Genomic DNA, 12,978 nt, shown 5'->3' on the forward strand with positions numbered 1-12,978 from the left:
CAATGCGCGTTTTGCTGGCTCCGATGGAAGGCGTTCTGGATTCACTGGTCAGGGAATTGCTTAGTGAGGTCAATGATTACGATCTCTGTATTACGGAATTCCTGCGGATCGTGGATAGCTTATTGCCGGTAAAGTCTTTTTACCGTTTGTGTCCTGAACTGTATCGCCAGAGCAGGACGCCATCGGGAACACCGGTCAGGATACAGCTTTTAGGGCAAGATCCGTCATGGCTGGCTGAAAATGCAGTCAGAGCGGTGGAATTGGGTTCGTGGGGCGTTGATTTAAATTGTGGCTGTCCTTCCAAAACTGTCAATGGTAATGGCGGCGGGGCTACTTTACTGAAAGATCCCGAGCTTATCTACCGAGGAGCCAAAGCCATGCGGCAAGCTGTACCGGCAGAATTGCCGGTTACAGTCAAAGTACGTCTGGGATGGGATTCCGATGCCCGGCAGTTTGAAATTGCAGATGCTGTTCAGCAGGCAGGTGCAACTGAACTGGTAGTGCATGGACGTACTAAGGAAGATGGCTATAAAGCAGAACGCATAAACTGGCAGGCGATTGGCGAGATCCGCCGTCGCCTTGCCATACCGGTCATTGCGAATGGAGAAATATGGGACTGGCAAAGTGCACAGGAGTGTCTCAAAGTCACCGGATGTGATTCAGTGATGATTGGCCGTGGTGCGCTGCATGTGCCGAATTTAAGCCGGGTGATTAAATTTAATGAACCGAAAATGTCGTGGCATGGTGTGCTCCGGCTATTACAGAAATACACCCTGTTGGAAAAACAAGGAGATACCGGTTTATATCATGTCGCCCGTATTAAGCAATGGCTTGGTTATCTACGTAGAGAATACCGTGAAGCTGAGGAGCTATTTGTGCAAGTCAGGGCATTAAAAACGTCATCGGCTATAGCTGAAATGATTTCTCGAGTTGTAGAGAACGACATGTATTTGGTTGATAACGCAGCGGTTTAGTTGACGTATTCTCAGGTCCCTATCAGTTTCTACAATGATAATGATGTTATTTTTATCGTTATTGTTCTCTATTCTGAAAGATGCTATACACTTCGTTTTTCAGATTGCGCCTTTGCTGGTTGCGCTTATTCACCCCAGTCACCTTTTTTACAGACAGACGGTTATCTATGCTTTCGGGGATGAACACCCTTGCTGCCGCGATGTAGCCTGAAAGATATTGTGTATACATATTGAATATTTCATAAGCAAATTGTCTGAATTGACCACATCTGTCAGCTGGATTGTCACAAATTTGATCATTTGTTCCGTGAGACATTTCTTCATGTTTTGCTGATGTTATTCATCATCGGATGCTGAAGCGGGCCTGAGAAATGTCCATTTCATTATGACCTTACTTGTAATTCAATGAAGGAAATGCCAATGAAATTAGAAACACTGTCCATTCATGCCGGTTACTCTCCTGACCCTACAACTAAAGCAGTTGCAGTCCCAATTTATCAAACAACGTCCTATGCCTTTGATGACTCACAGCATGGCGCTGATTTATTTGATTTAAAAGTTGAAGGCAACATTTACACCCGCATTATGAACCCGACTAATGATGTGCTGGAAAAACGTATTGCTGCTTTAGAAGGAGGAGTGGGTGCACTTGCTGTTGCCTCTGGCATGGCAGCAATCACCTATGCTATTCAGACAATTACTGGCCTGGGAGATAACATTGTTTCTGTAGCAAAATTGTATGGCGGAACTTATAACTTAATGACACATAATTTCCCAAATATTGGGATTGAAGTCCGTTTTGTTGATCATGACGATCTTGCAGCTCTTGAATCGATGATTGATGAAAGAACCAAAGCCGTTTTTTGTGAAACGATCTGTAATCCAAGCGGGAATATTATTGATATCCGTGCATTCGCTGATATTGCTCATCGGCACGGTATTCCACTTATTGCCGATAATACCGTTGCAACACCTTACTTGTGTCGTCCGTTTGAACATGGTGCCGATATTATCGTACATTCCCTGACCAAGTATATTGGTGGTCATGGAAATTCTATTGGTGGAATAGTGATTGATTCGGGCAATTTTCCTTGGGCAGACTATAAGGATCGTTTTGCTGTTTTGAATACGCCAGATCCTGCCTATCATGGTATAAATTATCTCGAACATTTTGGTGTAGCAGCATTTATTGCCCGTTGTCGTGTTGGGCAGTTGCGTAGTACAGGTGCGTCCCTTTCCCCTTTTAATGCCTTTTTGATTCTACAGGGCCTTGAAACACTCGCTCTTCGTATGGAACGTCATACTGAAAATGCCTTGAAAGTTGCTCAATATCTGGAACAACATCCTTTGGTATCCTGGGTTAAATACGCCGGGCTACCGACACACCCTGAATATGATTTGGCTGTACGCTATATGGGAGGGAAACCTTCTGCTATTTTATCTTTCGGTATTAAGGGAGAGGAAAAAGCAGCGACACGTTTTATTGATGCTCTGCAACTGATTACACGTTTGGTTAATATTGGTGATGCTAAATCATTGGCTTGTCATCCGGCGTCTACAACTCATCGTCAATTAAATGAAGAAGAGTTGATAAAAGCCGGCGCATCACGAGATTTGATCCGTTTATCTATCGGCATTGAGCATAGTGATGACATTATTGCAGATCTTGCACAAGCATTGGATATGGCAAAATAATTGAAATATACCAACGAATTGCAAGCTATGTTGTAGTGGCGAAGGAATGACAAATTCGTCATGAATGAATTTGTCCAGCCAAAAGCTGGCCTCTGGTGAGAGGCAGGAGCCTCTCAGTAATCCTGCAAAAAACTGACGATTCTATATTCATAACCACATACCGAGGATGAGTGGCTATATTTGCCTACTCCGATGGCATCCGCACATTGTTTTTTTATCGGGTATATAGAATTCATATAATTATAATGTCCGGACTATTTTTCGATTAATTCGATTTTTAAATATCTGAGGAAATGTTTAATTAATCAAAAACAACAATGATATTAAATTAATTAAAGACATATTTTGATTTAACTGAACCCTATCATTCCTTATTATTATTCATAAACTGACAGCTTTCTACTATTTGCAATTTTTTTAGTTAGTGTCTTAAATTAGGGAATGTAGTTAAGACATTCTCAGTAAAATCTCATCAGGGCGTTAGCTCTTATTGATACCCAATATACCCAGAGTTTCGAGCTGCATCGCGGCGTCAAGGGCATTTATTCCCGAGACCATAGATAATTATGCGGTCAGGGAAAATGAAGCCAGCCAAAAATAGGTGGTTTGAGATAAAATGGTATATTTAATAAAATCAGGGGGTTGAGTATGGGTATTCTGTCATGGATCATCTTTGGTTTAATTGCCGGGATCATAGCGAAGTGGATTATGCCGGGTGATAATAGCAGCGGTATCATTATGACGGTGATTTTAGGGATTATTGGTGCAGTTGTCGGGGGCTATATAAGTACATTCTTTGGCATGGGAAAAGTAGATGGATTTAATTTGGGAAGTTTTGCCATTGCTGTTATTGGTGCACTGGTTGTCCTGTTTATATATCACAAAGTTTCTAATTAATTTAATAGTACTTATTAATCTTAATAATAGATTTAAGATGAGTGATAGAAAAAGGGCATGATAATTTGATGCCCTTTATACACTTCGTCTTTCAAGTTGCCTCTTTGTTAGCTGCGCTCGCTCACTCCGGTCTCCGTTTTTATAAACATACGGTTTATCTATGCTCCTGGGGATTAACTCCCTTGCCGCCGCGACGCATCTTGAAATCCATTGTATATATAACTTTTATCTTTTAAATTATTTTTGCCAGTGTGAAACAGCTCAACCACTCAAGTATATTATTATTTCTCTAATGGGAGATTATCATCAGCTCCCCATTCAGCCCATGAACCATCGTATAATGCTGTTTTTTTATGACCAATTATATCAAGCCCCAGTATTAAAACGGCTGCTGTCATCCCGGAGCCACAACTAGTGATAATGGGTTGATCCAAATCGACACCTTGTTGTTTAAAGATAAGTTTAATTTCATCCGGCGATTTGTAATGTCCATTTTCAAGTAGCGCTGTCCACGGGACATTTTTTGAACCGGGAACATGGCCCATTCTTAAACCCGGGCGTGGCTCAGGTGCTCTGGCCTGAAAACGCTCTACCGATCTGGCATCGACAACTTGTGTTTTTTCCTCCTCATTATGGAGAATATCAAGGATCTGCTGCCGGGAAATGACATGTTCGGGAGAAAAATGGATATTGAATACCTGCGCATGGTGGCTGACTGCTCCCGATTCAGTTGGGTAACCAGCCTGTTGCCAGCCTTGTAAACCCCCTTCAAGAATACGGATGTTTTTTGCGCCAAAAGTTTTAAATGTCCACCATGCCCGTGGTGCAGAAAACATATTTCCCTGATCGTAAATGACGATCAGGTGATTTTCACTGATTCCCATTTCGCTAACGGCTTTTTGGAAAGTTTCCGGAGCAGGGAGCATATGTGGTAATGGACTCTGAAGGTCGGCTATTTTATCAAGATCAAAAAAGCCGGAACCCGGTATATGTTTCTCCAGCCATTTCTGCTGATAATCAATGGATTCAGTTGGCATGGGAGCACTGGCATCAATAACAACAATATTCTCATCATTAAGATGTTCGCTTAGCCATTGTGGAGTAACAAAATATTGACTGTTCATAAGCTTCTCCGTCATTGGATATTCCGTGCGTTATACTACTAAATTGGGTACTGCAATAAGTCTGAGGGTATATCGGCTATTACTGTTGCCCGGATTGTACGTTTTCCTGATGTACCGTTTCTTGCTGTACTTGTTGTGTCTCTTCTGCTGAGGCGGTTGAACGGTTATACATGTTCATTCCTGCTAAAATAATGCCTCCGATAGAACCGAGGGTGAATAGTACGATAATAACAAGCAGGATCTTTTTCATCTTTGTTCCCGATAAAATTCTTAGTCATGTAGAAGGTTATACCCAATGGATTTCCAGTTGCATCGCCGCCAATAACAAAGAGACAACTTGAAAGACAACGGGTATAGAAGTATATCGGCTTCTACACTCCAGACAAGCAATAAGCGACTTTCTGGTTTTTTCTGTAAAAAAGCTGGAAAGCTGTTCCCAATAATCGCGATATCAGGCTGATCTGAGGGTAACTCTGTGGGAGAATGGGGTGATAATTCTCATGCAGCAAAATATATGGCACTTTCCAGTTCAATAAAAAATCAAATCAGTCAATGGTATAAGGCGTTATCCACCCACATTGATGGTTTCATTCCAAGGGCTCCCCAACGTCAGATGATTGCAGAAGTGGCGAAAACACTGGCAGATGATGAAGGGCGGCATTTGGTTATAGAAGCGCCCACCGGAGTAGGAAAAACATTATCCTACCTTATTCCTGGGATTGCCGTCAGTCGGGCTGAGCAGAAGCCATTAGTCGTGAGTACTGCTAATGTGGCTTTACAGGATCAGATTTACAGTAAGGATCTACCGCTATTACGAAAAATCATCCCGGATTTGAAATTCACCGGGGCTTTTGGTCGCGCACGTTATGTTTGTCCGCGTAATCTGGAAGCTATTTGTGCCGCAGAGGGGGAGCAAATTGATTTAATGCTGCTGGTGGAAGATAAGACTGCTGTTGCGAATAGTGAAGAACGAGAACTGTGTCGCAGGTTACGCAATGATTACTCTACTTTTGGCTGGGATGGTTTGCGGGATCATCATCAGCTGGCATTGTCGGATTCGCTATGGTCAAAGGTCAGTACTGATAAGATGAACTGTCTGGCCCGTAACTGTCAGTTTTATCATCGTTGTCCATTCTTTCTGGCCCGAAGGGAGATTGAAGATGCTGATGTTGTCGTTGCCAATCATTCTTTGGTGATAGCGGCATTGGAAAGTGAATCCGTCCTGCCGGAAGCTAAAAATATGTTGCTGGTTCTGGATGAAGGCCATCATATCCCGGATGTTGCAAGGGATTCACTGGAGGTGGAAGGAGAGATTACGCTATTTCAGTTGAATGGGCAGTTGGATTCCTTTGTTCGTCATGTCGAGCAATATTTGCTTCAGTTCCGTCCGGCAAAACCGCCTGCTTTGGCTGAAATAAACCGTTTGCAGGCTCATTGTGAAAAAATCCGCGAGTGTTTCAGGGAGCTGGCTGATATCACACAGGCATTATTGCCCGAACGAGGGGATGCAGAAGAATACTTATTTGAACTGGGAAAATTACCGGATAATTTACTGCTGTGCTGTCAGACACTATTTAAACTGACAGATGGCCTACGTAGCTTATCTGAAGCGATTCTAAATGATCTTACCGATCAAACTGCGAAACAGGATATTGTCAGGTTGCATCGCGCTATCTTGCTGACTAGCAGGACACTGGGTTATTTCGAAAATATGGCAAAGCTGTGGCGTCTGGCTTCGCAGGAAGAATCTTCCCATGCTCCTATCTCAAAGTGGCTGACACGCCGTTATGAGAAGAATCAGTCACATCTTTACTTTCACTGCGCGGGGATTCGGGTCAGTGAACAATTAACTCAGTTATTGTGGCGAAACATCCCTCATATTGTCGTAACATCCGCGACATTGCGCTCTCTTAGCAGCTTTTCCCGTATTCAGGAGCTGACGGGACTGCATGAAAATTATGATGACCGTTTTGTTACTTTAGCTTCCCCTTTTGAACATGTTCGCCAAGGGCGTCTGATTATTCCGCGAATGACGCTGGAGCCTACAATCCATAATGAAATGCAACATCTTGAGGAAATGGCGCGTTATTTCCGTTCGCAAATACTGTTGGGTGCTCATCAGGGAATGTTAGTGCTGTTTAGCAGCCAACGTGCGATGGAGGGTTTTCTCCAATTTGTAAAAGATTTACGGCTGATGTTACTGGTGCAGGGGGATCAACCACGATATCGGCTGGTGGAAACCCATTGCAAACGTATTGACGAAGGGCAGCCCAGTGTTCTGGTTGGATTGCAGTCTTTTGCTGAAGGACTGGATTTGAAAGGTAATTACCTTTCACAGGTACACATCCATAAAATTGCTTTTCCGCCTGTCACAAACCCCGTCATTATCACCGAAAGTGAGTGGCTTAAATCCCTGAAACGATATCCTTTTGAAGTGCAGAGCTTGCCGAGTGCTTCTTTTAGTCTTATTCAACAAGTGGGAAGACTTATACGCAGTCATGAGTGCCATGGTGATGTGGTAATTTATGACAAAAGGTTGCTGACCAAGCGTTATGGTTCCCGTTTGTTGGGGGCATTGCCTGTTTTTCCGATTGAACAACCAGATATACCTTCGGAAGAAATATTACTGAAAATGAAAAAAGGATAAATAATATAAAAGTTAATATTATTTATCCTTAAGGTAAAGTTAGGCTGATAACTGTTATTTATCCGATTTTTTTCAGGAAACAGGTTTTCAGTACTAACCCTTTGATTTTATCAGCATTACATTCGATTTCGTCTTCACGGTGGGTAAGGCGAATATTTTTAATTAATGTGCCACGTTTCAGCGTCTTAGAGGTGCCTTTAACTTTCAGATCTTTGATAACTTGTACTGAATCACCATCATTCAGCAGGGCACCGTTGGAATCTTTAACTTCGATATCCATTGTATATTGTCCTCATGTTTATTTTTAAAGCAGACGGCATTATAGAGAGAAAAATGAATTTTTTAAAGGTTAGTCTGATTTTTTAGGTTATAACTTCTATTTTAGATATTTTTTATAATAAAAAAGGCCGCAATAACGGCCTATGCACTTTGTCTTTCAAATCACTTTGTCTTTCAAATTATCTCTTTGGTGGCTGCGCTGGTTCACCCCAGTTACATAGCTCTATGCTCCTGGGGATGAACTTCCTTGAGGCAGCGATGTATCTTGAAATCCAGTGTGTATGATGATGGTGTTTTTATCTTAGTGCTCAATATTGGCTTCAAGAAACCATAAAAACTTATCGAGGTCACGGGAAGCCGCTGTGAACATATCTGCTGTATCTTCGTCTTCCGCATCACCAATAGCCTGACGGATATCATTAGCAACAATAGCATAACGATCAGCCAGTGCTTTTAAGTGATCCTGTACATCGTGAATACCCGTCGGGTAACTTTCCAGCTGAGTTCCTTTGTGAACTTCCTGAAGTGTACCTAATGCCACTCCACCTAGCTGCACGACACGCTCGGCAAAGGTATCGAGATGATCAACGAGTGTAGTACGGAAGTCATCCAGCATTTTATGGATGGCGATGAAGTTTCTACCGCGGATATTCCAGTGTGCCTGCTTAGTCATCAGAGACAGGTCAGTAAACTGGATGACCATATGATTTAGTGCATAAATTGAACTTTGTTTTACTCCCTCGCTGATATTATTACGGGTATAAATCAGTTTGGAGGAACTTTTTCTGACAAATTTTGCAGTACTCATTTGTAATGCTCCCTTAATTTAAACTAATGACATGGGATACATTAAAAGTAGCTGAACATTGAGCAGACGTCATATCGTTTTATGCTATCGAATTGATAGCTAATAAAAACATCGGTAATTAATCTCGGTAATAGTAAAAACCGAAAGGTGTCAGTACCTTTCGGTTTTCATAGGTGGTTTCCTATAATCTTCCGTTTTTATTCAACTTTTTCTAGTTTAGTTTTCTGTTTCATGGTTGTAGTAGAGCCAATTGAAGCACAAATGATGCATAGAAGGGCGAGCCACTGTGTTGTGGTTAAATGCTCATTCAGGAAAATGATACCGGATAAGGCACCTAATGCTGGTTCCAGACTCATTAACGTACCGAATGTTTTGGCTGGCAAACGTGTAAGGGCGATCATTTCCAATGTATAGGGAAGTGCGGTCGATAAGATAGCGATGCCCAGAGCAATAGGCAGTAATGAGGCATCAAACAGAAGTGCCGGGCCGGTTTGGATTAATCCCACCGGAAAAAAAATAACAGCAGCAATTAATGAGCCGATAGAAACTGTAGCTGCACCATAACCTGCCCCAGCCCGTTGGCCAAAGATAATATAAAGTGCCCAGAAAACGCCCGCTCCCAGTGCATATAAAATGCCGACAGGATCAAGAGTACTGACGTCATCACCGATAGGTAACAGAAAACCTAATCCGGCAATAACCAATACGATCCAAAGAAAATCCACGGGACGGCGTGAGGAAAACATAGCGACAGCCAGTGGGCCGGTAAATTCAAGTGCAACGGCAATACCAAGGGGAATTTTGGATAATGCCATGTAAAACAGATAATTCATTCCACCGAGTGAAATGCCGTAAGCAAGAAGAGGAGTGAGAGATGAACGCGTAAATTTCAGACGCCAGGGTTTAAAAATCAGGAATAAAATGATGGTTCCCAGCGCAAGTCTCAGAGCAGTCACACCAGGCGCCCCAATGACATGAAATACTGTTTTAGCTAATGATGCACCAGCCTGAATTGATGTCATTGAAATTAATAATAAAAATATCGGAAGCAGAGAAAAAGATGCAGCCCGATGTTTAGAAAAGGACATTTACAGAAAACCTCAATTACAACATGTTATTTTAGAAGTGCCATCTTCGCAGTGAAATAGACAGAATACAACATGATTATGTCTTATGAGCGCTAGGCTGACGTGTAAGAGAATAAGCATGAAGTATAGTTATTAATTCCTCTTAATCCACATATTATGAAAGCGATATCCTCGTATAAAAGCAGGGTGGTAGAATTCGTTGATGGTTTTATCGTCTTTGATTATTATGCTATTCCTTAAATATAAATAGACCATGATTTTCAGGAGAAATGATATGTTAATCAGGGCAGCTTCTGGGCAGGATCTTGATGCTATTTTATTACTTTATACAACATTATTCAGAGAAATGGCTGAGTTGCAGCCTGAAAGGCTGAAAAAGGTTGAACAGGACAGGGCATTTATTATTTCCACTCTTAGTGATGATAACTTTAATTTATTAGTAGCAGACGATAATAGTGGAAATATAAAAGGTTTTTGCATCGCACAAAAAAAGCAGACACCACCATTTAATTGCCTTGTTCAAAGGGAATATGGTTATGTTATTGATTTATTTGTCAGCCCAGATGTGAGAGGTCAGGGTATTGGTCAGGAATTATTAGCGGAAATGAAAAAGTGGGCGAAGGAAAATAATTTTACTCATTTGGAGCTGACTGTTTTATCTGAAAATATTTCGGCAACAAAATTTTATGAAAGAGAAGGTTATAAAGAAATCAATAAATTAATGGCTATTACATTGTGATTATGGAGTTAAATGTGAAGATTTCTTTAGTAGATATAGATAAAAATAATTATCGAGAAGTGATGTCTCTCGAAGTTGAATCTGGACAGGAGCAGTTTGTTGCACCAAATTCAGAGTCAATTGCAGAATCAAAGTTTAATCAATACTGTAGGCCAAGAGCAATTTGTCTTGGTGAAGAAATTATCGGTTTTGCTATGTATGTATGAACGTTGTGTTAATGAAGGAAAGCCAAATGAGTATAATCTTTATCGGATGATGATTGACAAATCTCATCAGAATAAAGGAATTGGCAGTCTTGCGATGAAATTATTACTGGATGAAATGAAGCAATATGCTGATTGCTACAAAATATCTGTCTGTTATGATGAAACAAGTCAACGTCATAGCCAGTTTTATCAGCGTTTTGGTTTTACCGAAGTAGGTTATTGTGAAGAGTATGAGGAGATGTTGGCAGAAATTATTATAGAAAATAAAATTTGTTAACTGTGAACTTCTCTTTAAAAATGAACAGAGAGTTATCTTATAATGAAAATTTGTAGTGGAAGTTATATACCCTTCGTCTTTCAAGTTGCCTCTTTGTTGGCCGCACTCATTCATTCTTGGTCACATAGTTGTCTATGCTCCCGAGAATGAGTTCCTTTGCCGCCACGATGCATATTGAAATCCATTGAGTATAGATAATTCTCTGGAAGCTTGCTAAATGAAGGTTTGTCTGCCAGAATTTAAAATTAGTTATGCAGTAAGTTTATTTCGTATATCCTGAAACTTTTTAATTAAAAATACGATAAGCCTTCAAACTTCTGTGGTGAAATAATGAATATAGGGAAACACTTTAATAATAGCTTTATCTTCAAATTATTGCTCTTTATCATGATTGCGGGATTGGGGTTGAGAGTACCAATATCTTATATCCCGCCAATGTCTCAGGAAATTATTGACGATTTAAACATAAACTATTCTACCTTTGGTTTAATAACATCGCTGTCACCGCTGTGTTTTTTCTTTTTTTCTCCTTTAACACCTTATTTTGAAAGAAGAATAGGGTTGTATAAAACCTTATTAATGACATTTGTGGTTGCTATTGTTGCTTACATTCTAAGGTTAAATAGTTCTCTGATATTGTTGTTGGCTTCTACAGTTATGTTTGGGTTTGCTATTGCACTGGGAAATATTGCATTACCTTCATTCTTTAAAAGTCTGGGTAGTAACAGGGTTGCTCTTCTGTCGTCATCCTATACGGCATCTTTATATCTGGGGCCGGCAATGGCGACCGGTCTGACGTTACCGATTAAGCATATGCTGGGTTTTTCCTGGAATGAAGTTTCCTGGATTTGGGTACTAATTCCCATATTTTCAGTGCTCCTTATTCTGTTCTTTTCCGATAGAAAACAAAAAAATTCAGTTAGTAACCCAAATGCCCGTAATGATTATGACGATAAACCTGTGAAGGTGATTAACCCGTGGTCAAGCATTTCATGCTGGATGATGGCTGTCTATTTCTCTGTGTTATCGTTTAACTTTTATATTATTACTGCCTGGTTCCCCGAAATTATCAGTTCTTATGGAATGGGCCAGACTGAGGCAGCATCTTATGCTGCGCTATTCTCATTAGTAGCAATACCTTTTGCGACATTGACTGCCTTTTATATCTATAAAATAAAAAGACAAGAATTCATGTTTGTTATTAACCCTATTATTGGCATGCTGGGGATTATTTTATTTATTTATGGTCAAAAACATTTAATTCCTGTTGCTGTCATGATCATGGGGATTGGGGCAGGTATTTGTACCGGAGTTGCATTCTTGTTACCACTGCTGCGTTTTAATCATACGACTAATATTACGAAAGCAAACTCAATGATGCAATCAATTGGTTATTTGATAGCATTTTGTGGGCCACTTATTTCTGGTTATATTCATGATTTTACCTCTTCCTGGACTCTTGTTCTGTGGTTGCTTTTCCTTGTTCTGGCAATCCAAGGGATTTTGGGAATAATAATCGGTAAAAATGAAAAACTTGATGCGGCTTAATGTTGAAAAGTGTTTAAAAAGAAAATGTGATTAGCGATTTTTATAATCGCTAATCACCCGGAATTTATATTTCACACCTATATTTCAATTACCACACCTGTTTCTTTGCCATAAATACTGCGTATATAGCCTTTCGCTATTTGTTCACCTGTACAGGTCTCCTGTCCGGGGAAAAATTTGGCGTAATTAGTAAATGATTCATCCAATAATTTGGGGCTGACTACGTTAATTCGGGCATCTGTGATTTCAGTAGCTGCTGAGCGGACAAAAGCTTCAATAGCCCCATTGGTTACGGCAGTTTGAGAACCATTAGGTGACATTATTTTGCCGACAATACCTGATGTTAAAGTAATTGAACCACCGGGTTTAATGTATTTTAAGGCTTGGAGTGCAACATTAATCTGACCGAATGCTTTATTTTTGATGCTTTCCTCATAATCACGCAGGCTTTCTGGCTTCGTCCAGTTGGTTTTACCAAATGCACATATAATAGCTTCAAACATTTTATTTTTAGATAAAAAATTATCTAATTGTTGATTATCAAACACATCAAGCGAATATTCAGGTGAGTTACGGCTGGCTTGAATAATCTCAAGCTCTGTAGGGTTATCAGCCAACAAAGGATGGTATTTTTTAATGTTGCTGATAATGTGTTTTCCTATATTTCCTGTTGCTCCTATCACTAATATTTTCATA

General features: G+C 40.4%; 14 protein-coding genes. 8 read left to right on the forward strand and 6 right to left on the reverse strand.

Annotated elements, in window-relative coordinates; translation table 11 throughout:
* Nucleotides 1-2: 2 nt before the first annotated feature.
* The 3 genes from dusC (at nucleotide 3) to Xsto_RS07590 (ending at nucleotide 3,566) form a co-directional block, all read left to right on the forward strand.
* Nucleotides 3-974 (forward strand): tRNA dihydrouridine(16) synthase DusC, encoded by a 972-nt coding sequence (gene dusC / locus Xsto_RS07580; RefSeq protein WP_099124666.1) that lies wholly within the window; start codon nucleotides 3-5, stop codon nucleotides 972-974.
* Between the two features lie 420 nt (nucleotides 975-1,394).
* Nucleotides 1,395-2,669, forward strand: coding sequence for a bifunctional O-acetylhomoserine aminocarboxypropyltransferase/cysteine synthase (locus Xsto_RS07585; protein WP_099109152.1), 1,275 nt, complete (start codon nucleotides 1,395-1,397; stop codon nucleotides 2,667-2,669).
* A gap of 648 nt (nucleotides 2,670-3,317) precedes the next feature.
* Nucleotides 3,318-3,566: a GlsB/YeaQ/YmgE family stress response membrane protein gene (locus Xsto_RS07590; protein ID WP_099109153.1), complete on the forward strand. Its 249-nt coding sequence runs from the start codon at nucleotides 3,318-3,320 to the stop codon at nucleotides 3,564-3,566.
* 281 nt (nucleotides 3,567-3,847) lie between these two features.
* On the opposite strand, the gene sseA is transcribed toward Xsto_RS07590, so the two are convergent.
* Both sseA and Xsto_RS21380 read right to left on the reverse strand, forming a co-directional pair.
* A complete protein-coding gene (gene sseA, locus Xsto_RS07595) occupies nucleotides 3,848-4,690 on the reverse strand; it encodes a 3-mercaptopyruvate sulfurtransferase (RefSeq protein WP_099124667.1) in 843 nt (280 codons plus the stop codon).
* Between the two features lie 79 nt (nucleotides 4,691-4,769).
* Nucleotides 4,770-4,940, reverse strand: a complete 171-nt coding sequence (locus Xsto_RS21380) for a hypothetical protein (protein WP_169926606.1) — start codon at nucleotides 4,938-4,940, stop codon at nucleotides 4,770-4,772.
* A 264-nt stretch (nucleotides 4,941-5,204) separates the two neighbouring features.
* Between Xsto_RS21380 and dinG the strand changes: the two genes are divergently transcribed.
* Nucleotides 5,205-7,337 carry an ATP-dependent DNA helicase DinG gene (gene dinG / locus Xsto_RS07600; RefSeq protein WP_099124692.1) on the forward strand — a complete coding sequence of 711 codons (2,133 nt, stop codon included), beginning with the start codon at nucleotides 5,205-5,207 and terminating at the stop codon, nucleotides 7,335-7,337.
* 58 nt (nucleotides 7,338-7,395) lie between these two features.
* Here the strand turns inward: dinG and Xsto_RS07605 are convergent, their stop codons facing one another.
* From Xsto_RS07605 to rhtA, 3 genes are all read right to left on the reverse strand, one after another.
* Nucleotides 7,396-7,617, reverse strand: coding sequence for an alkylphosphonate utilization protein (locus Xsto_RS07605; protein ID WP_045969765.1), 222 nt, complete (start codon nucleotides 7,615-7,617; stop codon nucleotides 7,396-7,398).
* A 300-nt stretch (nucleotides 7,618-7,917) separates the two neighbouring features.
* Nucleotides 7,918-8,424: a DNA starvation/stationary phase protection protein Dps gene (gene dps, locus Xsto_RS07610; protein ID WP_099109154.1), complete on the reverse strand. Its 507-nt coding sequence runs from the start codon at nucleotides 8,422-8,424 to the stop codon at nucleotides 7,918-7,920.
* 197 nt (nucleotides 8,425-8,621) lie between these two features.
* A complete protein-coding gene (gene rhtA, locus Xsto_RS07615) occupies nucleotides 8,622-9,512 on the reverse strand; it encodes a threonine/homoserine exporter RhtA (protein WP_099124668.1) in 891 nt (296 codons plus the stop codon).
* 274 nt (nucleotides 9,513-9,786) lie between these two features.
* Here rhtA and Xsto_RS07620 point away from each other — a divergent pair, with 274 nt between their 5' ends.
* The 4 genes from Xsto_RS07620 to Xsto_RS07630 all read left to right on the forward strand — a co-directional run bounded on the left by Xsto_RS07620 (nucleotide 9,787) and on the right by Xsto_RS07630 (nucleotide 12,282).
* Nucleotides 9,787-10,251: a GNAT family N-acetyltransferase gene (locus Xsto_RS07620; RefSeq protein WP_099124669.1), complete on the forward strand. Its 465-nt coding sequence runs from the start codon at nucleotides 9,787-9,789 to the stop codon at nucleotides 10,249-10,251.
* A gap of 14 nt (nucleotides 10,252-10,265) precedes the next feature.
* Nucleotides 10,266-10,457: a hypothetical protein gene (locus tag Xsto_RS22135; protein WP_241537905.1), complete on the forward strand. Its 192-nt coding sequence runs from the start codon at nucleotides 10,266-10,268 to the stop codon at nucleotides 10,455-10,457.
* Nucleotides 10,450-10,734: a GNAT family N-acetyltransferase gene (locus Xsto_RS22140; protein WP_241537906.1), complete on the forward strand. Its 285-nt coding sequence runs from the start codon at nucleotides 10,450-10,452 to the stop codon at nucleotides 10,732-10,734. The genes Xsto_RS22135 and Xsto_RS22140 overlap by 8 nt, the downstream gene beginning before the upstream one ends.
* A gap of 330 nt (nucleotides 10,735-11,064) precedes the next feature.
* The gene (locus Xsto_RS07630) at nucleotides 11,065-12,282 is read left to right on the forward strand and encodes an MFS transporter (RefSeq protein WP_099124670.1); all 1,218 of its coding nucleotides are present in this window, start codon (nucleotides 11,065-11,067) and stop codon (nucleotides 12,280-12,282) included.
* Nucleotides 12,283-12,359: 77 nt separating this feature from the next.
* Here the strand turns inward: Xsto_RS07630 and Xsto_RS07635 are convergent, their stop codons facing one another.
* Nucleotides 12,360-12,977 (reverse strand): short chain dehydrogenase, encoded by a 618-nt coding sequence (locus Xsto_RS07635; protein ID WP_099124671.1) that lies wholly within the window; start codon nucleotides 12,975-12,977, stop codon nucleotides 12,360-12,362.
* Nucleotide 12,978: the final 1 nt, after the last annotated feature.

Source organism: Xenorhabdus stockiae, assembly GCF_002632825.1.
GTDB classification, from domain to species: domain Bacteria; phylum Pseudomonadota; class Gammaproteobacteria; order Enterobacterales; family Enterobacteriaceae; genus Xenorhabdus; species Xenorhabdus stockiae.